Here is a 21,547-nt window from a genome sequence, read left to right as displayed (position 1 = left end):
GAGCATTCCGGTAGACTACGCTCCCTTCTTGATACAACTTCTGTGGATTCGCCTGAATTGCAGGAGTTGCCGATTACCAAGCAGTCTTTGCTGGGCGATTCCAAAAAATGTGTAGCGAGCAACGTACCGGTGTTTCATCTGCCGGTCTGTCACAACGCGGCGGTTTTTTCGAAAGGTGCACTGTGATTAATGCAGGTGATCGGGGGCTTCGGCCTTCCTTCGCTTTCCCCGGCGGCTCGTTCCGCTTTAACGCAGACTTCTAGGGTTTTTCATGACGCGCTACATATTCGTCACGGGCGGTGTTGTTTCTTCATTGGGGAAAGGCATTGCCTCGGCTTCATTGGCGGCTATCCTGGAGGCGCGGGGGCTTAAGGTCACCATGCTGAAGCTGGATCCGTACATCAACGTCGATCCAGGCACCATGAGTCCGTTCCAGCACGGTGAAGTATTCGTCACCCACGACGGCGCCGAGACCGACCTGGATCTGGGGCACTACGAGCGGTTCATCCGCACGACCATGACCCAGAACAACAACTTCACCACCGGCCGTGTCTACGAGCACGTGCTGCGCAAAGAGCGCCGTGGCGACTACCTGGGTGCAACCATCCAGGTGATCCCGCACATCACCGACGAAATCAAGCGCCGCATCATCAAAGGTGCCGGTGACGCTGACGTCGCGATGGTCGAAATCGGTGGCACCGTCGGTGACATCGAGTCGCAACCATTCCTCGAAGCCATCCGCCAGTTGCGTTTCGAAGTCGGCGCCAAGCGCGCGATGCTGATGCACCTGACGCTGGTTCCGTACATCGCCACCGCTGGCGAAACCAAGACCAAACCGACCCAGCACTCCGTCAAGGAACTGCGTTCGATCGGTCTGCAGCCAGACGTGCTGGTGTGCCGCTCCGATCACCCGATCGATGTGTCCTCGCGTCGCAAGATCGCGCAGTTCACCAACGTTGAAGAGCGTGCGGTAATCGCGCTGGAAGACGCCGATACCATCTACAAGATCCCGGGCATCCTGCATTCGCAGGGTCTGGACGATTTCGTCGTTGAGCGTTTCGGCTTGCAATGCGGCAGCGCCGACCTGTCCGAGTGGGACGCAGTGGTCGATGCCAAGCTGAACCCGGAACACGAAGTGACCATCGCCATGGTCGGCAAGTACATGGAACTGCTCGACGCGTACAAGTCGCTGATCGAAGCGATGAGTCATGCCGGCATCAGCAACCGCACCAAGGTCAACCTGCGCTACATCGATTCCGAAGACATCGAGAACCAGGGCACTGCGCTGCTCGAAGGTGTCGACGCGATTCTGGTGCCGGGCGGCTTCGGTCTGCGTGGCGTGGAAGGCAAGATCACTGCCGTTCAGTACGCTCGCGAAAACAAGGTTCCGTACCTCGGCATCTGCCTGGGCATGCAAGTGGCGGTCATCGAGTTCGCCCGTAACGTGCTGGGCTGGAAAGACGCCAACTCCACCGAGTTCGATCGTGCCAGCGGCCATCCGGTGGTCGGTCTGATTACCGAGTGGGAAGACGCCACCGGCGCTGTCGAAGTACGTACCGAAGCGTCCGATCTGGGCGGCACCATGCGTCTCGGCGCACAGGATTGCCTGCTTGAGCCGGGCTCCAAAGTCCATGATTGCTACGGCAAGGACGTGATTGTCGAGCGTCATCGTCACCGTTACGAAGTGAACAACAACCTGCTGCCGCAGATCATCGAAGCCGGCCTGAAGATTTCCGGTCGCTCCGCCGATGCTGCGCTGGTCGAAGTGGTTGAAGCGCCGGATCATCCATGGTTCGTCGCCTGCCAGTTCCACCCTGAGTTCACCTCGACGCCACGCGACGGCCATCCGCTGTTCAGCGGTTTCGTCAAAGCCGCGTTGGCTCAACACCAGAAGAAGGCGTAACCCGATGGCACAGAAGATCATCCGCGTCGGCGACATCGAGATTGCCAACGACAAACCCATGGTGCTGTTCGGCGGCATGAACGTGCTGGAAAGCCGTGACATGGCCATGCAGGTTTGCGAAGAGTACGTGAAGGTCACCGAAAAACTCGGTATCCCTTACGTGTTCAAGGCCAGCTTCGACAAGGCCAACCGTTCTTCTGTGACCTCGTATCGCGGTCCTGGCCTGGAAGAGGGCATGCGCATCTTCCAGGACATCAAGCAAGCGTTCGGCGTGCCGATCATCACCGACGTCCACGAGCCGGATCAGGCTGCGGTCGTCGCTGAAGTCTGCGACATCATTCAGCTGCCGGCCTTCCTGTCGCGCCAGACCGATCTGGTTGTCGCGATGGCCAAGACCAATGCCGTGATCAACATCAAGAAAGCCCAGTTCCTCGCGCCTCAGGAAATGAAACACATCCTGAACAAGTGCGTGGAAGCCGGTAACGATCAGTTGATCCTCTGCGAGCGTGGTTCGAGCTTCGGCTACAACAACCTCGTGGTCGACATGCTCGGCTTCGGCATCATGAAGCAGTTTGAATACCCGGTGTTCTTCGACGTGACCCACTCGCTGCAAATGCCTGGCGGTCGTTCCGACTCCGCCGGCGGTCGCCGTGCGCAGGTCACCGATCTGGCCAAGGCCGGCATGAGCCAGTCGCTGGCGGGTCTGTTCCTCGAAGCGCATCCGGATCCGGACAACGCCAAATGCGACGGCCCTTGCGCCTTGCGTCTGGACAAACTGGAGCCATTCCTGGCCCAGCTCAAGGCTCTGGACGAACTGGTGAAGAGTTTTCCGACGGTAGAAACCGCGTAACGCTCGATTCTCCGGTAAAGTACCGCACGATTTGTCGCTCATGCCCTCGGGCGTGAGCGTTGTCGTCTGCAAGTCTGCCCGCTGTACTTCGCTTGCCGACGATAAAGATTTCCTCTAGCTGCGTCGTTTTCGTCAACTTTGGAGTGTTTACAACAATGGCAAAAATCGTCGACATCAAAGGTCGTGAAGTTCTCGACTCCCGTGGCAATCCCACCGTGGAAGCGGACGTGCTTCTCGACAACGGCATCATCGGCAGCGCCTGCGCGCCGTCCGGTGCATCCACTGGCTCGCGTGAAGCGCTCGAGCTGCGTGATGGCGACAAGAGCCGTTACCTGGGCAAGGGCGTGCTCAAGGCGGTAGCCAACATCAACGGTCCGATCCGCGATCTGCTGCTGGGCACCGACCCGAGCGACCAGAAAGCGCTGGATCAGGCGATGATCAAGCTCGACGGTACCGAAAACAAAGCGACCCTGGGCGCCAACGCCATCCTCGCCGTATCCCTGGCTGCGGCCAAGGCTGCTGCGCAGGATCAGGATCTGCCGCTGTACGCACACATCGCCAACCTCAACGGCACCCCGGGTGTGTACTCGATGCCGGTCCCGATGATGAACATCATCAACGGTGGCGAGCACGCCGATAACAACGTCGACATCCAGGAATTCATGGTTCAGCCAGTCGGCGCCAAGTCCTTCTCGGAAGGTCTGCGCATGGGCACCGAGATTTTCCATCACTTGAAAGCTGTGCTGAAGGCCCGTGGCCTGAGCACCGCCGTTGGCGACGAAGGCGGTTTCGCGCCGAATCTGGCGTCCAACGAAGATGCACTGAAAGTGATCTCCGAAGCCGTGGCCAATGCCGGTTACAAGCTGGGCACCGACGTGACCCTGGCGCTGGACTGCGCCGCGAGCGAGTTCTACGAAGACGGCAAGTACAACCTGTCCGGCGAAGGCCAGGTGTTCACTGCTGAAGGTTTCGCCGACTACCTCAAAGGTCTGACCGAGCGTTATCCGATCATCTCCATCGAAGACGGTCTGGACGAATCCGACTGGGCCGGCTGGAAAATCCTCACCGACAAGATCGGCGAGAAGACCCAGCTGGTGGGCGACGACCTGTTCGTGACCAACACCAAGATCCTGAAAGAAGGCATCGATAAAAAGATCGCCAACTCGATCCTGATCAAGTTCAACCAGATCGGCACCCTGACCGAAACCCTGGAAGCCATCCAGATGGCCAAGGCTGCTGGCTACACCGCCGTGATCTCGCACCGCTCCGGCGAAACCGAAGATTCGACCATTGCCGACCTGGCTGTGGGCACCTCGGCTGGCCAGATCAAGACCGGTTCGCTGTGCCGCTCCGACCGCGTTTCCAAGTACAACCAACTGCTGCGTATCGAAGAGCAGTTGAACGGCAAGGCCAAGTACAACGGCCGTGCCGAGTTCCGCGGTTAAGCGCAACCTGATCAAAGGACACCGGATTGTGTCGGAAAAGTCGTGACAGCGATGGATTTGCCACTAATCTGATGCCTTAAGCACAAGCCTGGATCTTTCCAGGCTTCGTGCTATCAGATGCTGCAACATTATGCGTGGCTGTCTTTTTTCACTGGATACCTGATATTCGATGCGCAGTCCTTACTGGTTGTTTCTTGTTTTGCTCTTGCTGCTGGCCGGTCTGCAGTACCGCCTGTGGGTGGGCAATGGCAGTCTGGCGCAGGTCGCCGAACTGAAACAGCAGATCGCCGAACAACATGCCGAGAACGAAGGCCTGTTGGAGCGCAACCGGGTGATGGACGCGGAAGTCAGCGAATTGAAAAAAGGCATGGAGACCGTTGAAGAGCGGGCTCGTCACGAACTGGGCATGGTCAAGGACGGCGAAACCCTTTACCAGTTGGCCCAATGATCGATTCCCTGCCGGCCTTCTGGGCCGTGATTCCTGCCGCGGGCGTCGGTGCCCGAATGGCCGCGGACCGTCCCAAGCAATATCTGCAACTGGGCGGGCGCACAATTCTCGAACACAGCCTCGGCTGTTTCCTCGATCACCCGAGCCTTAAGGGCCTGGTGGTCAGTCTTGCTGTTGACGATCCCTATTGGCCGAATCTGGCTTGCGTCAGCGATCCACGCATTCAGCGGGTCGGCGGCGGGGCGGAGCGTTCTGCTTCGGTGCTCAATGCCTTGCTGCATCTGCATGCGCAAGGTGCCGACGATGACGATTGGGTGCTGGTGCACGATGCGGCCCGGCCAAATCTGAGTCGCGATGATCTCGACAAGTTGCTTGCCGAACTCGCGGATGACCCGGTCGGTGGTCTGTTGGCGGTGCCCGCTCGCGACACGCTCAAACGCATTGATAAAAACGGTCGTGTGGTTGAAACGGTGGACCGCAGTGTGATCTGGCAGGCGTATACGCCGCAGATGTTTCGCCTCGGCGCGTTGCATCGAGCGTTGGCCGATAGCCTGGTTGCGGATGCCGTGATCACCGATGAAGCTTCTGCGATGGAATGGGCCGGTCTGGCACCGCGTCTGATCGAAGGGCGGGCGGATAACCTCAAGGTGACCCGGCCGGAAGATCTGGAGTGGTTGCGCCAGCGTTGGGCGAATCGCCGCTGAGATTTGGGGTCGCTGTGGCATTGCCTTCGCGAGCAGGCTCGCTCCCACAGAGGGAATGCATTCAGCTGTCGAACTCGGTCAATTGTGGGAGCGAGCCTGCTCGCGAAAACGGTCGCACAGGCAACCAATAACTCAAAGTTTGTACTCCGGCCTTTCAGCCAGTCCCACCTTCAAATAATCCACCAACTTGCGCACCTTCGGCGACAGATGCCGCTGCTGCGGATACAACGCCCACACCGCCGTATTCGGCGGCTGATGCGCCTCCAGCAAGGAAATCAGCGCGCCACTGTGCAGATGCTCGAGCACGTAATAGTCCGGCAACTGACACAACCCGACGCCCTGAAGCGCCGCATCCAGCACCGCTTGCCCACTATTGCAACGCCAGTTGCCTTGCACCCGCTGGGAAAATTCCCTGCCGTTCTGTTCCAGTTGCCATATATCCGAACTGCCGATCAGGCAATTGTGTCGACTCAACTCCGACAAACTGTGTGGGCGTCCGTACCGTTCCAGGTAGGACGGCGATGCGCACAGGTACATTCTCCGTGGTGCCAGACGTGTCGCGACCAAGCGCGAATCCTGTAACCGACCCAGACGGATCGCCAGGTCCAGCCCTTCATGCACCAGATCCAGTTGGCGATTGCTCAGCTCTATATCGATACGCAGCTGCGGGTACAGCCCCATGAAGCGAGTCACCAGCGGCACGATAAAGCGTTCGCCGTAGGCCACCGCGCAGGTCATGCGCAGCATGCCTTTCGGTTCGCTGGTCAGATCACCTACCGCGCGCAAGGCTTCTTCGCGACCGTCCTGCAGGCGCTGGCAATGCTGCAGAAAAGTCTGCCCGGCTTCGGTCAACGTAACTCGCCGGGTGCTGCGGTAGAGCAGTCGCGTCTGCAGACGCTCTTCGAGCCGTACGATTTGTCGACTGATGTGTGAGGAAGAAACCCCAAGACGCTCGGCAGCGGCGGTGAATTGATTGCATTCGGCGACGGCAACGAACTCATCGATGCCTTCCCAGCGGTTTTCCGACACTTGGATTATCCCTGTATGGCAATAATGTTTTGCTTTGGTCCGGATTATTCCTCAGGAAGCGCTGAACTACACTGTCTGTCTGCTTTTTTATTTATTGGGTTCACTGGAGAGTCAGCATGATCAAGTCGCGCGCCGCCGTTGCCTTCGAGGCCAAGAAGCCGCTGGAAATCGTAGAAGTCGATGTCGCCATGCCCAAGGCCGGTGAAGTATTGCTGCGCGTCGTCGCTTCCGGGGTTTGCCACACCGATGCCTACACCTTGTCCGGCGCAGACCCGGAAGGCATCTTCCCGTCGATCCTCGGCCATGAAGGTGGCGCCATCGTTGAAGCGATCGGCGAAGGCGTGACTTCGGTCGCCGTCGGCGATCACGTCATTCCGCTGTACACCCCGGAATGCGGCCAGTGCAAATTCTGCAAGTCGGGCAAGACCAACCTCTGCCAGGCGATTCGCGCCACCCAAGGCAAGGGCCTGATGCCGGATGGCACTTCGCGCTTTTCCTACAAGGGCGAAACGATTTTCCACTACATGGGCACTTCGACGTTTTCGGAGTACACCGTACTGCCGGAAATTTCCGTAGCGAAGATCTCCAAAGACGCGCCGCTGGAAAAGGTCTGCCTGCTCGGTTGCGGCGTCACCACCGGTATCGGCGCCGTGCTCAACACCGCCAAGGTCAAGCCGGGTGACACCGTGGCCATCTTCGGTCTCGGCGGTATCGGCTTGTCGGCCGTGATCGGCGCGGTGAAAGCCAAGGCTGCGCGGATCATCGCCATCGACATCAATCCAGCCAAGTTCGAAATCGCCAAACAACTCGGTGCCACCGATTGCGTGAATCCGAAAGACTTTGATCGTCCGATCCAGGAAGTAATCGTCGACATGACCGATGGCGGCGTCGACTTCTCCTTCGAGTGCATCGGCAATGTGCAACTGATGCGCGCTGCGCTTGAGTGCTGCCACAAAGGCTGGGGCGAGTCGGTCATCATCGGTGTCGCCGGTGCCGGCCAGGAAATCGCTACCCGTCCGTTCCAGTTAGTCACCGGTCGCGTCTGGCGCGGTTCGGCGTTCGGCGGCGTGCGTGGCCGTACTGAATTGCCAAGCTACGTCGACATGGCCCAGAGCGGCGAAATCCCGCTGGATACCTTCATCACCCACACCATGGGCCTGGAAGATATCAACAAGGCGTTCGACCTGATGCACGAAGGCAAGAGCATCCGCACAGTCATTCATTTCTAAGGAGCAGCGGCAAGCTACAAGCCACAAGCTGCAAGCAGGCGCAATTCCCTCTTGCAGCTTGAAGCTCGCATCTTGCGGCTGAAGTGCTATGAATCTGGAAAACATTTCCTGTCAGAAGAGTTTTGGTGGCTGGCACAAGCGTTATCGCCATCGCTCCGAAGTGCTTGATTGCGACATGGTCTTTGCCGTGTACCTGCCGCCACAAGCGGAGCAGGGCGGCAAGCTGCCGGTGTTGTACTGGTTGTCAGGCCTGACCTGCACCGATGAGAACTTCATGCAGAAGGCCGGTGCGATGCGCATGGCTGCCGAGCTCGGGTTGATCATCGTCGCCCCGGATACCAGTCCGCGTGGCGCGGATGTCCCGGATGATGCCGACAAAGCTTGGGATTTCGGTCTCGGCGCCGGGTTTTATCTGAACGCCACGCAGGAACCGTGGGCGCGGCACTATCAGATGCATGACTATGTCGTGCAGGAACTGCCTGCTCTGGTCGAAGCGCATTTCCCCGCTTCCGACAAACGCAGTATCAGCGGTCACTCCATGGGCGGCCACGGCGCATTGGTCTGCGCGCTGCGCAATCCCGGGCGTTATCAGTCAGTGTCGGCGTTCTCGCCGATTACCCATCCAATCGATTGCCCGTGGGGTCAGAAGGCCTTTTCCAACTATTTGGGCGAAGACCGTTCGAAGTGGAAGGAGTGGGACGCCTGTGTGCTGATCGCAGAGGCGACGGAGAAGTTGCCGTTGTTGGTCGATCAAGGTGATCGTGACGATTTCCTCGCCACCCAGCTGAAACCCGAAGCCCTGCAACACGCCGCAAAACAAGCGGGGCATCCGCTGGAGCTGCGCCTGCAACCGGGCTACGACCACAGCTATTTCTTCATCTCAAGCTTCATTGACGACCACTTGCAGCATCACGCACGCGCTCTGCGCGGTTAATGCAGGTAGAATCACGCCCTGACAAAAATCGGGGCGTTTTTTTATGCGTATTGGCCACGGCTACGATGTGCACCGTTTCGCTGAAGGCGATTTCATTACTCTGGGCGGCGTGCAGATTGCACACAGCTTCGGGCTGCTCGCTCATTCCGACGGTGACGTCCTGCTGCACGCCTTGAGCGATGCCTTGCTCGGCGCGGCGGCGCTGGGTGATATCGGCAAACACTTCCCGGACACCGATCCGCAATTCAAGGGCGCCGACAGCCGTGTGCTGTTGCGTCATGTGGTCAGTCTGATTCACGCCAAGGGCTGGAAAGTCGGCAACGTCGACAACACCATCGTTGCCCAGGCGCCAAAAATGGCGCCGCATATCGAATCGATGCGCGCGCTGATCGCGGCGGATCTTCAAGTTGAGTTGGATCAAGTGAACGTCAAAGCTACCACCACCGAAAAGCTTGGCTTTGTCGGTCGCGAAGAAGGCATCGCCGTGCACTCCGTTGCCTTGTTGCTGCGCGCATGAATGAACTGCAATTACTCGGCCCACGGGCCTATGGCGAACCCCTCGGCACAGCGGTACTGAAAGCCATCGCCGAAGATTTCCAGGTCGATGAAGTGCTGGATATTCCGTTCAGCGGTGACGGCGAACACCTGTGGATCTGGGTGGAAAAGCGCGGCCTCAATACCGAAGAAGCGGCGCGGCGTATCGCCAAGGCAGCCGGCGTGCCGTTGCGTACCGTCAGCTATGCCGGGCTGAAGGACCGTCAGGCCCTGACCCGACAGTGGTTCAGCGTGCAGTTGCCGGGCAAGGCTGATCCGGATTTGTCGGCGGCGGAAAACGACACGCTGAAGATCCTCAAGACCACGCGCCACAAGCGCAAGCTGCAACGCGGTGCGCATTCGGCCAATGGCTTCACCCTGCGCCTGACGCAATTCAATGGCGACAAAGATGCGATTGAACAGCGGCTGCAACTGATCGCCAAACAAGGCATCCCCAATTATTTCGGCGCCCAGCGCTTCGGCCATGACGGCGGCAACGTTGTCGATGCCCGGGCGTGGGCGGCGCGCAAGGCTTTGCCGGAACAGCGCAATGTGCGTTCGCGGTTGCTGTCGACGGCGCGTAGCTTTCTGTTCAACCAGGTGCTCGCGGCGCGCGTCGCCGATGGCACCTGGAACACCGCGCTGGTTGGCGATCTGCTGGCCTTCACCGACAGCCGCAGTTTTTTCCCGGCCGGTGAAGCCGAATGCAGCGACCCGCGTCTGGCGATTCTCGACCTGCACCCGACCGGTCCGCAGTGGGGCGAAGGTGACTCGCCCACCGCTGGCGCAGTCCATGAACTGGAGCAGGCGATCGCCGCCCGCGAAGCGGATCTGCGCGACTGGTTGATCCACGCCGGCATGAGCCATGAACGTCGCATCCTGCGGCTGCCCATTGGCGGGTTGACGTGGCATTATCCCCAACCTGACATTCTGCAACTGGAATTCGTCCTCCCGGCCGGATGCTTTGCCACCGTATTGGTGCGCGAGCTCGTTGATCTGGTGCCGGTGGGGCAGACGGACAGCCCATGCGTATTCTGATTTCTAACGACGATGGGGTAACCGCGCCCGGTCTCGCCGCGCTTTATGCTGCGCTGGCGGATTACACCGAATGCGTGGTTATCGCCCCGGAGCAGGACAAAAGCGGCGCCAGCAGTTCGCTGACGCTCGACCGTCCGCTGCACCCGCAATACCTGGCGAACGGCTTTATCAGCCTCAACGGCACACCGACCGATTGCATTCACCTGGGCCTTAACGGCTTGCTTGAGCGCGAAGCGGACATGGTGGTATCCGGCATTAATCTGGGCGCCAATCTTGGTGACGACGTGCTGTATTCCGGAACCGTGGCGGCAGCGCTGGAAGGACGATTTCTCGAGCGCCCATCGTTTGCCTTCTCACTGGTCTCGCGTCAGGTGGACAATCTGCCGACTGCGGCCTACTTTGCGCGCAAACTGGTCGAGGCCCACGCCGGGCTGGATCTGCCACCGCGCACGGTGCTCAACGTGAACATCCCCAATCTGCCCATCGATCACATCCGTGGCATTCAGTTGACCCGCCTCGGTCATCGCGCCCGCGCGGCGGCGCCGATGAAAGTGGTCGATCCGCGCGGCAAGGCCGGTTACTGGATTGCCGCTGCCGGCGACGCTGAAGACGGCGGCCCGGGCACCGATTTTCATGCCGTGATGCAGGGCTATGTGTCCATCACGCCGTTGCAGCTCGATCGCACTTTCAATGATGCCTTCAGAAGTCTGGATGGCTGGCTGGGAGGGCTGAGCTGATGCGCGAACACGACGACCGCCTGCGCAGCGGCATAGGCATGACTTCACAGCGTACGCGCGAGCGCCTGATCCAGCGTCTATATGAAGAAGGCGTGTCGAACGCCAAGGTGCTGGAAGTGATCCGCCGCACGCCGCGTCATCTGTTTGTCGACGAGGCGCTGGCACATCGCGCTTATGAAGACACCGCGCTGCCGATCGGCAACAACCAGACCATTTCCCAGCCTTATATGGTGGCGCGCATGAGCGAGCTGCTGCTGGAGGCCGGCCCGCTGGATAAGGTGTTGGAGATCGGCACCGGTTCCGGCTACCAGACGGCGGTGTTGTCGCAGCTGGTCGAACGGGTGTTTTCGGTCGAACGCATCAAGGTGCTGCAGGACCGCGCCAAGGAGCGTCTGGTCGAGTTGAACCTGCGCAACGTGGTGTTTCGCTGGGGCGATGGCTGGGAGGGCTGGCCGGCGCTGGCCCCATACAACGGCATCATCGTCACCGCCGTTGCCACCGATGTACCGCAGGCTTTGCTCGATCAACTGGCCCCCGGTGGGCGCATGGTAATTCCGGTTGGCTCGGGTGAAGTGCAACAACTGATGCTGATCGTGCGCGAGGAACATGGCTTTTCCCGACACGTTCTGGGCGCTGTGCGTTTCGTGCCGTTGCTCAACGGGCCACTGGCCTGAGCATTTGCAAACAGGGCTGAATTCCTTTCAACGGCGCCGGTCTTACACCGGCAGCCAGAGTTTAAACGCAGCGTACTTGCCCCTGGCAAACGTGTGCGTCCGGTGATTTCGCTTCATTAAAGGTAAAGCCGGTTCGGCCCGTTATACTTGCGACACCTCATGCCGCAATGCGGCATTCAGAATTTTTCAGCCACCACAAAGGGAGCGGCGGGTGAGTCTCACAGTCATTGCGCAGCGTATGGGTAACACGAGCTTTCAGCGCCTGGTGACTGGCCTTGTCTTGAGCACCTTGCTGGTCGGTTGCTCCAGCACCAAATCGAGCAACGTGCGCGTTGTTGATCGCAACAATGCGGTGGCGCAACGTCCTACCGTTACCACCGGGCAGTATGTAGTCCGTCCCGGCGATACCTTGTTTTCGATCGCCTTTCGTTACGGCTGGGACTACAAAACCCTCGCCGCACGGAACAATATTCCTACGCCGTATACGATCCATCCGGGTCAGACAATTCGCTTCGACGGGCGCAGCGGTTCAACGCCGACAGCGGTGGTGAGCAACTCCAGTTCCTCGCCTTCTTCGTCGAGTAAAACCACGGTAATCCGGCGCCAGGCGAATGGCACCACAACCACTACAACCACCGGTTCCAAAGGGGTTGTACCGTCCGTCGCGAGCAAACCTGCACCCGCTCCACTGCCTCCGGCAGGCCCGGCCCCGACCGGCTGGGGATGGCCATCTAATGGCGTTCTGATTGGAAAATTCTCTTCAAACGGTAGTTTGAATAAAGGAATTGATATCGCCGGAGATTTGGGACAGCCTGTTTTAGCTGCGTCTGATGGGACGGTCGTATACGCCGGGAGTGGCTTAAGGGGCTACGGCGAATTGGTCATCATCAAACACAGCGAAACCTACGTCAGTGCTTACGGACATAACCGCAGGCTGTTGGTTCGGGAGGGGCAGCAGGTCAAGGTCGGACAGACAATTGCCGAAATGGGGTCAACGGGTACAGACCGGGTGAAACTGCATTTTGAGATTCGCCGCCAAGGTAAACCTGTGGATCCGCTGCAGTTCCTGCCAAGACGTTGATTTGAAGGCCAGCCTGTTCCGTCGCGTAGAGGGGACAGGCTCCAGCGTTGCCAAGGATAAAGGCGTCGCTTGAGCTTGGGGTCGAACTCACCAAAGGACTATAACAATGGCTCTCAGTAAAGAAGTGCCGGAGTTTGACATCGACGATGAGGTTCTCCTTATGGAGACCGGCATCGATTCGGATTCGATGTTGAATGATGAAGGGGCTGCTCCACCTTCCGTTCGTTCCAAATCCAGACACTCCGCCACACTCAAACAACATAAATACATCGACTACACTCGGGCACTTGATGCCACGCAGCTGTATCTCAACGAAATCGGCTTTTCCCCTCTGCTCTCCCCGGAAGAAGAAGTTCATTTTGCGCGCTTGTCGCAAAGTGGCGATCCTGCCGGGCGCAAGCGCATGATCGAAAGTAACCTGCGGCTGGTCGTCAAGATCGCCCGGCGTTACGTCAATCGGGGGCTGTCGCTGCTGGATCTGATCGAAGAGGGCAACCTCGGCCTGATCCGCGCGGTGGAAAAGTTCGATCCGGAGCGCGGCTTCCGCTTCTCGACCTACGCGACCTGGTGGATCCGTCAGACCATCGAACGCGCGATCATGAATCAGACCCGGACCATCCGGCTGCCGATTCACGTGGTCAAGGAGCTCAACGTGTACCTGCGGGCCGCACGGGAGCTGACGCAAAAACTCGACCACGAACCTTCACCCGAAGAAATCGCCAACCTGCTGGAAAAACCGGTGGGGGAGGTCAAGCGCATGCTCGGCCTCAACGAAAGGGTTTCTTCGGTCGACGTCTCGCTGGGTCCGGATTCGGATAAAACCCTGCTGGACACACTCACTGACGATCGTCCGACCGATCCGTGCGAACTGCTGCAGGACGATGATCTGTCGCAGAGCATCGATCAATGGCTGTCGGAGCTGACCGACAAGCAGCGCGAGGTGGTGATTCGCCGCTTCGGCCTGCGTGGTCACGAAAGCAGCACGCTGGAAGATGTCGGCCTGGAGATCGGCCTGACCCGCGAGCGGGTACGGCAGATTCAGGTGGAAGGGCTCAAGCGCCTTCGCGAGATCCTTGAAAAGAACGGCCTGTCGAGCGAGTCGCTGTTTCAATAAGCGCCTGATCGTCCGCCCGCAAAAAGCCCCGGCTGATTCAATCAGTCGGGGCTTTTTTGTTTTTCGCGTGCAGCAAATCGGGCTTTCGGCAGCCACCAGACAAGCGGTCGTCAATTTCTGAATTTGTAGTCTCGCGCTGTAAGCCTTTGCTTACTGTGTCGTAAGTGTTCGTTATTTTTACACTTCGGTGGAAGGCGATCGCGCTCACTTACAGTGAGCAACCTTTTGATTTTGTTAATTATTTCGTAAATGTTATGTCCTTGTGACAGAGCGCGCGTACGCCGAGGGCCAATTGCTCGTCTCCAGAAACTCTCTAATATCTCAACTGTGTCGACGGACAGACACGCCCTTCACGGAAGAGGGGAACGGACATCGCAGGAGGCGATTCATCAGGACGATGAAAAGGAATACAGGGAATAGGGAAAAAATGTGGGCGGGTCATACCGCCCCTTTTTTCGTCTGCAGAAAAGCAGAATCTGCAAAAGCAAAAAGGCCCGCAAGGGGCCTTTCAGTCGAGCGCGGGGTAGATCAGCGTTCGAGGTGTTTGATCTTGTTCGGCTGGCCATCCCACTCTTCGGCATCCGGCAGCGATTCTTTTTTCTCGGTGATGTTCGGCCAGATATCCGCCAGCTCGGCATTGAGCTCGATGAAGTTTTCCATGCCGCTTGGGATCTCGTCTTCCGAGAAGATCGCCACAGCCGGGCATTCTGGTTCACACAGCGCGCAGTCGATGCACTCGTCCGGGTGAATCACCAGGAAGTTCGGGCCTTCGTAAAAGCAGTCCACCGGACAGACTTCTACGCAGTCGGTGTACTTGCACTTGATGCAGTTGTCGGTGACGACGAAGGTCATTTCTAATTTTCTCCTCAGGCGGCGGCAGCGTTGCCCCTTCACGGTTGGGGTCGCCAGGTTCGGGAGCGATACCTGCTGACCAGGCTATGAGCCAGCAGCATCCCGAACCGCGCGAGATTCTAACAGCTTGAAGCGAATTGCGTTATATCCGCTTCTTCAGTGCTTATATCCGGTTCTTCAGTGCATAGAGCATTTCCAGCGCACGGCGTGGCGTCATGTCGTCCAGATCCACTTTCGCCAATTCGTCGAGCACCGGATGTGGCAGTGAGGCGAACATGTCGCTTTGCTGCGGTGTCGACGGCTTGCCCTTGGCCGCCGGTTTCGGCGCCTCGTGGGGCAGGGCAGTGTCTTCCAGGCGACTCAGATGCTCGCGCGCTCGCAGAATCACCTCGCTCGGCACGCCGGCCAGTTGTGCCACCGCCAAGCCATAGCTCTGGCTGGCAGGCCCGGGCAGAACGTGGTGCAGGAACACGATCCGTTCGTTGTGCTCGGTCGCGTTGAGGTGGACGTTGGCCACCAACGGCTCGGCTTCCGGCAACACGGTCAGTTCGAAGTAGTGCGTAGCGAACAGCGTATAGGCACGCAGATGGGCCAAGCGCTCGGCCGCCGCCCATGCCAGCGACAGACCGTCAAAGGTGCTGGTACCGCGCCCGACTTCGTCCATCAGCACCAGACTGCGCTCGGTGGCGTTATGCAGGATGTTGGCGGTTTCGCTCATCTCGACCATGAAGGTCGAGCGACCGCCGGCCAGATCATCGCTTGAGCCGATACGGGTGAAGATGCGGTCGACCAGCGACAACTCGCAACTGGCGGCCGGCACGAAACTGCCAATATGCGCTAGCAACACGATCAACGCGGTTTGCCGCATGTAAGTGGATTTACCGCCCATGTTCGGACCGGTGATGACCAGCATGCGCGTATTGTCGTCCAGGCTCAGATCGTTGGCCACGAACGGCGTGGTCAGCACTTGCTCGACCACAGGGTGACGACCCTGGGTGATGCGCATGCACGGCTCGCTGACGAAACGCGGGCAGTTGAGGTCAAGATTCAGCGCACGCTCGGCAAGGTTGCTCAGCACATCCAGCTCGGCCAATGCGCCGGCGGTGTCCTGCAGCGGTGGCAGCTGGCTGATCAAGTCTTCGAGCAGCGCTTCGTAAAGCATTTTTTCCCGGGCCAGCGCGCGACTCTTGGCCGACAGTGCCTTGTCTTCGAATTCTTTCAGCTCGGGCGTGATGAAGCGCTCGGCGCCTTTGAGCGTCTGCCGGCGGATATAGTCGGCCGGCGCCGATTCAGCCTGCTTGCTCGGCAATTCGATGAAGTAGCCGTGGATACGGTTGTAGCCGACTTTGAGGTTGGCCAGACCAGTACGGGCTTTCTCCCGGGCTTCGAGATCGATGAGGAACTGGCCGGCGTTTTCGCTCAGTGATTGCAGTTCGTCGAGTTCGCTGTCGTAACCGGTTTTCAGCACGCCGCCGTCACGGATCACCGCTGGCGGATTGTCGATGATGGCTTTTTCCAGCAATGCGGCCAGTTCCGGATAGGTGCTGGTGGTGGCCGCCAGATGCTGCAGGTGCGGCGCTTCCAGATCGGTCATCGCCACTTGCAGTTCGGGCAGTGCACCGAGAGCGTCACGCAGACGCGCAAGGTCACGTGGTCGTGCATTGCGCAGACCGATACGCGCCAGAATCCGCTCGATGTCGCCGATTTCCTTGAGCTGCGGTTGCAGCTTTTCGAAGCGATAGCCGTCGAGCAGGCAGCGGATCGAAGTCTGGCGTGCCAGCAGCACGGTGAGGTCGCGCAACGGCCGGTTCAGCCAGCGGGTCAGTAAACGGCTGCCCATGGCGGTCTGGCAGCGATCGACCACCGATTGCAGCGTGTTGTCGCGGCCACCGGCCAGATTGGTGTCGAGTTCCAGATTGCGCCGGCTGGCGCCGTCGAGCACCACGGTGTCATCGAGACGTTCGTGACGCAGGCTACGCAAATGGGGCAGGGCAGTGCGCTGGGTTTCCTTGGCGTAGGCCAACAGGCAACCGGCAGCGCCAATGGCCAGGGTCAGGTTCTCGCAGCCGAAGCCTTTCAGGTCTTGGGTGGAAAACTGCTGGCAGAGACTTTTCAGCGCCGAATCGCGCTCGAAATCCCACGGCGCGCGACGGCGTACGCCACGGCGTTTTTCCGCCGGCAGGTCTTTCGGCCAGTCATCCGGAATCAGCAATTCCACCGGGTTGACCCGCTCCAGTTCGGCGAGCAGGTTTTCCCAGCCTTTGATCTCGAGCACGGTGAAGTTGCCGCTGGTGATGTCCAGCACCGCCAGACCGAATAGTCGCTCGTCGCCCAACACCGCTGCGATCAGGTTATCGCGGCGTTCATCCAGCAGCGCCTCGTCACTGACCGTCCCCGGCGTGATGATCCGTACGACCTGGCGCTCCACCGGGCCTTTGCTGGTGGCCGGGTCGCCGACCTGCTCGCAAATCACTACCGATTCGCCGAGCTTGACCAGTTTCGCCAGGTAACCTTCCGCCGCATGGTAGGGAATCCCACACATCGGAATCGCCTGGCCCGCCGACTGCCCGCGCGCGGTCAGGGTGATGTCCAGCAATTTGGCGGCTTTCTTCGCATCTTCGTAGAAGATTTCGTAGAAATCGCCCATGCGATAGAACATCAGCTGGTCCGGGTGCTGATTCTTCAGGCGCCAGTATTGCTGCATCATCGGAGTGTGGGAGGACAGGTCGGAGACGGCTTTATTCATCGGATTGTCGGGCAACTCGTTAAAAGATGTAGGGCAAAGCGCGGGCAGTGGCCGGGCTTTTCCGCGATGGGCGCAAGGTTACCATGGCCAGTCTGCCCGACGCAGGCGCTGCGGTCGGGTGAGCATTTATTGGCAGGGAAAAGTTGATCTATGCACGATTTATGCAAATCAGCATTTGTCTTCAAGAAAAACTTCAAGCACTATGCGCGTTATGCAAAAACGCAACGTTTCCTCCGTCTTAAGAGCACTGCTCGACCAGCACGGGATCTCCCCCACGGAGCTCCACCGTCGCACCGGCGTGCCTCAATCAACGCTCTCGCGGATTCTCAGCGGGAAGATTGTCGATCCTTCGGATAAACACATCTCGAAGATCGCTGAATATTTCAACGTCAGCACCGATCAGTTGCGCGGGCGCGCGGATGTCGCAACAACGGCGGCCGGCACGCGCGCTGACGTGCATGCGGAACTCAAGGATATAAGCCTGTGGGACGACGACACCCCTGTCGATGACGACGAGGTGTCGGTGCCCTTTCTACGTGAGGTTGAATTGGCTGCTGGATCAGGAAGATTCGTCATCGAAGAGAGCGAGCGCTCCAGCCTGCGCTTCGGCAAACGCAGCCTGCGCCACAACGGTGTGCAGTTCGACCAGGCCAAATGCGTGACGGTGCGCGGCAACAGCATGTTGCCGGTTCTGCGTGATGGCGCCACCGTCGGCGTCAACGCCGGCAAGTGCGGCATCGGCGACATCATTGATGGCGATCTGTATGCGATCAATCACAACGGCCAATTGCGCGTGAAGCAACTCTATCGCCTGCCCACCGGCATCCGTCTGCGCAGCTTCAATCGAGACGAGCATCCAGATGAGGACTACAGCTTCCAGGAAATCCAGGAAGAGCAGATCGTTATCCTTGGTCACGTCTTCTGGTGGGGCATGTACGCCCGCTAGCCCCTTTCGATTCAACTGAAACCTGCCCCCCGGCAGGTTTTTTTTCGCCTGCAGAAATCTCCCCACCCCTTGGCCCGCTTGGATTTCATGCATATGCGCAAATTTAATGCATAAATAAATGCATTTACGCATTGACTGTATATGCATCCGTGCATATTCTTGCCACCAAGCCGCTCGACAAAGCGGCTGGCAAGACAAGCTCTTTAGTTCCGCAAGAACAGGCAGCGATGAACCGGCCTCAACGGTTCAGAGGGTTGGCAACTGACCCAGGTGTGCAGCGTAAAGCACCAGAAGCAGTTATCCGGCGGGCAGGGACCGCGGTCGGAAAAACAATCTGAATGGACTCGTACCGCGCCAGTAGCGCCGAAAAGTCAGCTTCCTTCTCGAACACAGGATTGGAAGGAAGGCGAAGGAGCGCATTACTGAAAAGCCCGGTGTACAAGCGCCGGGCTTTTTGGAATGCCTGCCTCAAGAGAAACCGTTTGAATCCAACCCATCACTCATCAATCACCCACGGAGGCGTGACATGACAAACGAGCAACAAGCGTTGGCGGACATGCCGATCTGGCTGGTCATCCTCCTCGCTGTCGTCGGCGGGGTGTCCGGCGAAATGTGGCGCGCCGACAAGGAGGGCGCCCGCGGCTGGTCACTTGTGCGGCGTCTGGCTCTGCGTTCCGGCGCCTGCATGATCTGCGGCGTGTCAGCGATCATGCTGCTGTATGCCGCCGGCATGTCGATCTGGGCCGCTGGCGCGTTTGGCTGCCTGACGGCGATGGCCGGCGCTGATGTCGCCATAGGCCTTTACGAACGCTGGGCGGCCAAGCGTATCGGCGTCTGCGAAGTGCCGCCGCACGACCAGCCTTAACTCTTTACGCATAGCCCTATGCGAGCGAGCCTGCTCGCGAAAGGGACGTCAGCTTCAGCATCGATGTGACTGATCGACCGCTTTCGCGAGCAGGCTCGCTCCCACAGGGACTGCGGCGTTCACTGTAATTTCTCTTACTTCGGAACACCCCCATGAAGATCACCCCGATCCTCACGCAACTGCGTGGGCAATGCCCTGGGCTTGCCAATCACATTTCGGTGGGTGTCGATCTGGCGTTGCTGCAAGGCAACCCCGATCTACCGACACCCTCGGCGCACGTTCTGCTGCTGGCCGATCTGGCCAGTCCTGGCACCACCCAAAACCTCACCACCCAACCAATCCGCGACGGCTTCGAAATCGTTCTGGTGCTTGACGCTACCGACGCGACAAAAGCGCTGGATGGGTTGCACGACCTGCGCGCCGAACTGTGGCGCGCGCTGGTGGGGTTCAAACCCGATTCCGACTACAGCGCCATCGTCTACGACGGCGGCGAGATGGTCTCGATCAACAGCAGCCGCGCCTTCTATCGGCTGCGTTTTTATGCCGAGTTCCAGCTCGGCCGCAATCTGCCAAGTCAGCCTGCGGAGAGTTGGCACGAGCGCGAACTGGACGCTTTGTCGTCCTTTACCGGGATGACGGTGCGGGTCGATGCGATCGATCCGGCCGACCCCAACCTGCAACGCCCGGGTCCGGATGGCCGGGTGGAAATGACTTTCTCTGGAGACGTAACCCCATGAGCAACCGCATCACCGTAGTGCCGGCCGCTGGCCGTGTCGTACCTGACCCGGAGGCGGGCGACCTGTTGCCGGCTGCAGGCCGTGACGTGCTGGATAGCGCCTGGTGGCGCCGGCGTCTGGCTGACGGCGATATCACACTCAAAACCGCAAAAGCGGCTAAACCACAGGGAGCCAAATAATGGCGATCGGATTCAGCAACATCCCGGCGGACATTCGTGTGCCGCTGTTCTATGCCGAAATGGACAACTCGGCCGCCAACAGCGCGACTTCGGCCATGCGTCGTTTGATCGTCGCCCAGGTCAACGACAATGTTGCCCCGACTGAGGTCGGCAAACTGGTGCTGGTTTCCAGCGTGGCGCTGGCGAAAAGCATCGGCGGCCAGGGCTCGATGCTCGCCTCGATGTACGAGACTTTCCGCAAGGCCGACCCGATCGGCGAGATCTGGTGCCTGCCGCTGCACAACACTGAAGGCGCTATCGCCAAAGGTGTGTTGACCCTGACCGGCACCGCAACTCAAGCGGGCATGCTCAATCTGTACGTCGGCGGCGTGCGCGTGCAGGCCACCGTGGTCAATGGCGCCACCGCCGCTCAAGCGGCCACTGCACTGGCGCAGAAAATCAACGCCACTGCCGACCTGCCAGTCAGCGCAGCCACTGCCGAAGGCGTGGTCACCCTGACCGCCAAATGGACCGGCGACAGCGGCAACGACATCAGCCTGCAATTCAATCGCCTGGGCAAGAGCAACGGCGAAGAAACTCCGGCCGGTCTGACCAGCGCAATCACCGCCATGACCGGCGGCGCCGGTGTGCCGGATCAGATCGCCGCCGTCGCGGCTCTAGGCGATGAGCCATTCGAATTCATCGCCTTGCCGTGGTCCGACTTGGCCACCCTCAACACCTGGCAAGCGGTGATGGATGACAGCACCGGGCGCTGGTCGTGGGCCAAGCAATTGTTTGGTCACGTCTACAGCGCCAAACGCGGCACGGTCGGTACGCTGGTCGCTGCCGGCCAGGCGCGCAACGATCAGCACATGACCATCCAGGCGCTGGAGCCGGGCGTACCGCAACCGTTCTGGGTACAAGCGGCGGCACTGGCTGCGCGCACGGCGGTGTTCATCTCCGCCGATGCCAGCCGTCCGACGCAAAGCGGCAGCCTGCCGGGTGTTGACCCGGCGCCGGCCAGCGAGCGCTTCACCCTGACCGAGCGTCAGTCGCTGCTCAACTACGGCATCGCTACTGCGTACTACGAAGGCGGTTACGTGCGCATCCAGCGCTCGATCACCACCTACCAGAAGAACGCCTACGGCCAGGCCGACAACTCCTATCTGGACAGCGAAACCATGCACCAGTCGGCGTTCATCGTGCGTCGTCTGCAAAGCGTGATCACCAGCAAATACGGACGCCACAAACTGGCCTCCGACGGTACCCGTTTCGGCGCCGGTCAGCCGATCGTCACGCCTGCGACCATTCGCGGCGAGCTGATCGCGCAGTACGCCAAGCTCGAACTCGAAGGCCACGTGGAAAACGCCGAGCTGTTCGCCGAGCACCTGATCGTCGAACGCGACGTGCAGGACCCGAGCCGCGTGAACGTGCTGTTCCCGCCGGATTACATCAACGGCCTGCGCGTGTTCGCACTGCTCAACCAGTTCCGTCTGCAGTACGACGACGCGGCCTGATCCGCG

General features: G+C 59.5%; 21 protein-coding genes. 18 read left to right on the top strand and 3 right to left on the bottom strand.

The features are described 5' to 3' along the window. The first annotated feature begins 271 nt into the window (after positions 1–271). From ACV8MC_RS01230 to ispD, 5 genes are all read left to right on the top strand, one after another. Positions 272–1,903 carry a CTP synthase gene (locus ACV8MC_RS01230; RefSeq protein WP_016771462.1) on the top strand — a complete coding sequence of 544 codons (1,632 nt, stop codon included), beginning with the start codon at positions 272–274 and terminating at the stop codon, positions 1,901–1,903. 4 nt (positions 1,904–1,907) lie between these two features. Then, positions 1,908–2,753 (top strand): 3-deoxy-8-phosphooctulonate synthase, encoded by an 846-nt coding sequence (kdsA, locus tag ACV8MC_RS01225; RefSeq protein ID WP_007954807.1) that lies wholly within the window; start codon positions 1,908–1,910, stop codon positions 2,751–2,753. Positions 2,754–2,908: 155 nt separating this feature from the next. After that, entirely contained in the window at positions 2,909–4,198 is a 1,290-nt protein-coding gene (gene eno, locus ACV8MC_RS01220; protein WP_041478121.1) for a phosphopyruvate hydratase, read from the top strand. 169 nt (positions 4,199–4,367) lie between these two features. Further along, on the top strand, positions 4,368–4,646 hold the full coding sequence (gene ftsB / locus ACV8MC_RS01215) for a cell division protein FtsB (protein WP_016771460.1): 279 nt from the start codon (positions 4,368–4,370) through the stop codon (positions 4,644–4,646). Beyond that, on the top strand, positions 4,643–5,350 hold the full coding sequence (ispD, locus tag ACV8MC_RS01210) for a 2-C-methyl-D-erythritol 4-phosphate cytidylyltransferase (protein WP_150636327.1): 708 nt from the start codon (positions 4,643–4,645) through the stop codon (positions 5,348–5,350). Before ftsB ends, ispD begins: the two co-directional genes overlap by 4 nt. Before the next feature lie 132 nt (positions 5,351–5,482). Here the strand turns inward: ispD and ACV8MC_RS01205 are convergent, their stop codons facing one another. Further along, positions 5,483–6,379, bottom strand: a complete 897-nt coding sequence (locus ACV8MC_RS01205) for a LysR substrate-binding domain-containing protein (protein WP_056783227.1) — start codon at positions 6,377–6,379, stop codon at positions 5,483–5,485. Between the two features lie 116 nt (positions 6,380–6,495). Here ACV8MC_RS01205 and ACV8MC_RS01200 point away from each other — a divergent pair, with 116 nt between their 5' ends. From ACV8MC_RS01200 to rpoS, 8 genes are all read left to right on the top strand, one after another. Further along, positions 6,496–7,608 carry an S-(hydroxymethyl)glutathione dehydrogenase/class III alcohol dehydrogenase gene (locus tag ACV8MC_RS01200; protein WP_007908835.1) on the top strand — a complete coding sequence of 371 codons (1,113 nt, stop codon included), beginning with the start codon at positions 6,496–6,498 and terminating at the stop codon, positions 7,606–7,608. A gap of 88 nt (positions 7,609–7,696) precedes the next feature. Then, complete coding sequence (gene fghA / locus ACV8MC_RS01195) at positions 7,697–8,542, top strand: S-formylglutathione hydrolase (RefSeq protein WP_056783229.1); 846 nt, start codon at positions 7,697–7,699, stop codon at positions 8,540–8,542. 43 nt (positions 8,543–8,585) lie between these two features. Continuing rightward, positions 8,586–9,059, top strand: coding sequence for a 2-C-methyl-D-erythritol 2,4-cyclodiphosphate synthase (gene ispF, locus ACV8MC_RS01190; RefSeq protein ID WP_016771456.1), 474 nt, complete (start codon positions 8,586–8,588; stop codon positions 9,057–9,059). Beyond that, entirely contained in the window at positions 9,056–10,114 is a 1,059-nt protein-coding gene (gene truD / locus ACV8MC_RS01185; RefSeq protein WP_236168060.1) for a tRNA pseudouridine(13) synthase TruD, read from the top strand. Before ispF ends, truD begins: the two co-directional genes overlap by 4 nt. Beyond that, positions 10,102–10,851, top strand: a complete 750-nt coding sequence (surE, locus tag ACV8MC_RS01180) for a 5'/3'-nucleotidase SurE (RefSeq protein ID WP_024011837.1) — start codon at positions 10,102–10,104, stop codon at positions 10,849–10,851. Before truD ends, surE begins: the two co-directional genes overlap by 13 nt. A 38-nt stretch (positions 10,852–10,889) precedes the next feature. Further along, on the top strand, positions 10,890–11,525 hold the full coding sequence (locus ACV8MC_RS01175; protein ID WP_160768345.1) for a protein-L-isoaspartate(D-aspartate) O-methyltransferase: 636 nt from the start codon (positions 10,890–10,892) through the stop codon (positions 11,523–11,525). 211 nt (positions 11,526–11,736) lie between these two features. Further along, positions 11,737–12,606 (top strand): peptidoglycan DD-metalloendopeptidase family protein, encoded by an 870-nt coding sequence (locus ACV8MC_RS01170; RefSeq protein WP_041478115.1) that lies wholly within the window; start codon positions 11,737–11,739, stop codon positions 12,604–12,606. 106 nt (positions 12,607–12,712) lie between these two features. Continuing rightward, positions 12,713–13,720: an RNA polymerase sigma factor RpoS gene (gene rpoS, locus ACV8MC_RS01165; protein ID WP_016771451.1), complete on the top strand. Its 1,008-nt coding sequence runs from the start codon at positions 12,713–12,715 to the stop codon at positions 13,718–13,720. A gap of 528 nt (positions 13,721–14,248) precedes the next feature. Here the strand turns inward: rpoS and fdxA are convergent. Beyond that, the gene (gene fdxA / locus ACV8MC_RS01160; RefSeq protein WP_056783233.1) at positions 14,249–14,572 is read right to left on the bottom strand and encodes a ferredoxin FdxA; all 324 of its coding nucleotides are present in this window, start codon (positions 14,570–14,572) and stop codon (positions 14,249–14,251) included. 163 nt (positions 14,573–14,735) lie between these two features. Further along, positions 14,736–17,318, bottom strand: a complete 2,583-nt coding sequence (gene mutS, locus ACV8MC_RS01155; RefSeq protein ID WP_056783236.1) for a DNA mismatch repair protein MutS — start codon at positions 17,316–17,318, stop codon at positions 14,736–14,738. 202 nt (positions 17,319–17,520) lie between these two features. Here mutS and ACV8MC_RS01150 point away from each other — a divergent pair, with 202 nt between their 5' ends. The 5 genes from ACV8MC_RS01150 (at position 17,521) to ACV8MC_RS01130 (ending at position 21,541) form a co-directional block, all read left to right on the top strand. Continuing rightward, positions 17,521–18,264 (top strand): LexA family transcriptional regulator, encoded by a 744-nt coding sequence (locus ACV8MC_RS01150; RefSeq protein ID WP_457265514.1) that lies wholly within the window; start codon positions 17,521–17,523, stop codon positions 18,262–18,264. A gap of 526 nt (positions 18,265–18,790) precedes the next feature. Continuing rightward, positions 18,791–19,129, top strand: coding sequence for a phage holin family protein (locus ACV8MC_RS01145; RefSeq protein ID WP_457264202.1), 339 nt, complete (start codon positions 18,791–18,793; stop codon positions 19,127–19,129). A gap of 152 nt (positions 19,130–19,281) precedes the next feature. Next, positions 19,282–19,866, top strand: coding sequence for a phage tail terminator protein (locus ACV8MC_RS01140; protein ID WP_457264200.1), 585 nt, complete (start codon positions 19,282–19,284; stop codon positions 19,864–19,866). Next, positions 19,863–20,045, top strand: coding sequence for a DUF2635 domain-containing protein (locus ACV8MC_RS01135; RefSeq protein WP_016771429.1), 183 nt, complete (start codon positions 19,863–19,865; stop codon positions 20,043–20,045). The genes ACV8MC_RS01140 and ACV8MC_RS01135 overlap by 4 nt, the downstream gene beginning before the upstream one ends. Next, complete coding sequence (locus tag ACV8MC_RS01130) at positions 20,045–21,541, top strand: phage tail sheath subtilisin-like domain-containing protein (RefSeq protein ID WP_076566152.1); 1,497 nt, start codon at positions 20,045–20,047, stop codon at positions 21,539–21,541. The genes ACV8MC_RS01135 and ACV8MC_RS01130 overlap by 1 nt, the downstream gene beginning before the upstream one ends. Positions 21,542–21,547 lie beyond the last annotated feature (6 nt).

This window comes from Pseudomonas sp. PK-RTE-24 (assembly GCF_054052265.1).
Note: the sequence above shows the minus strand (reverse complement) of the source record. Positions and strands in the feature narration are given on the sequence as shown.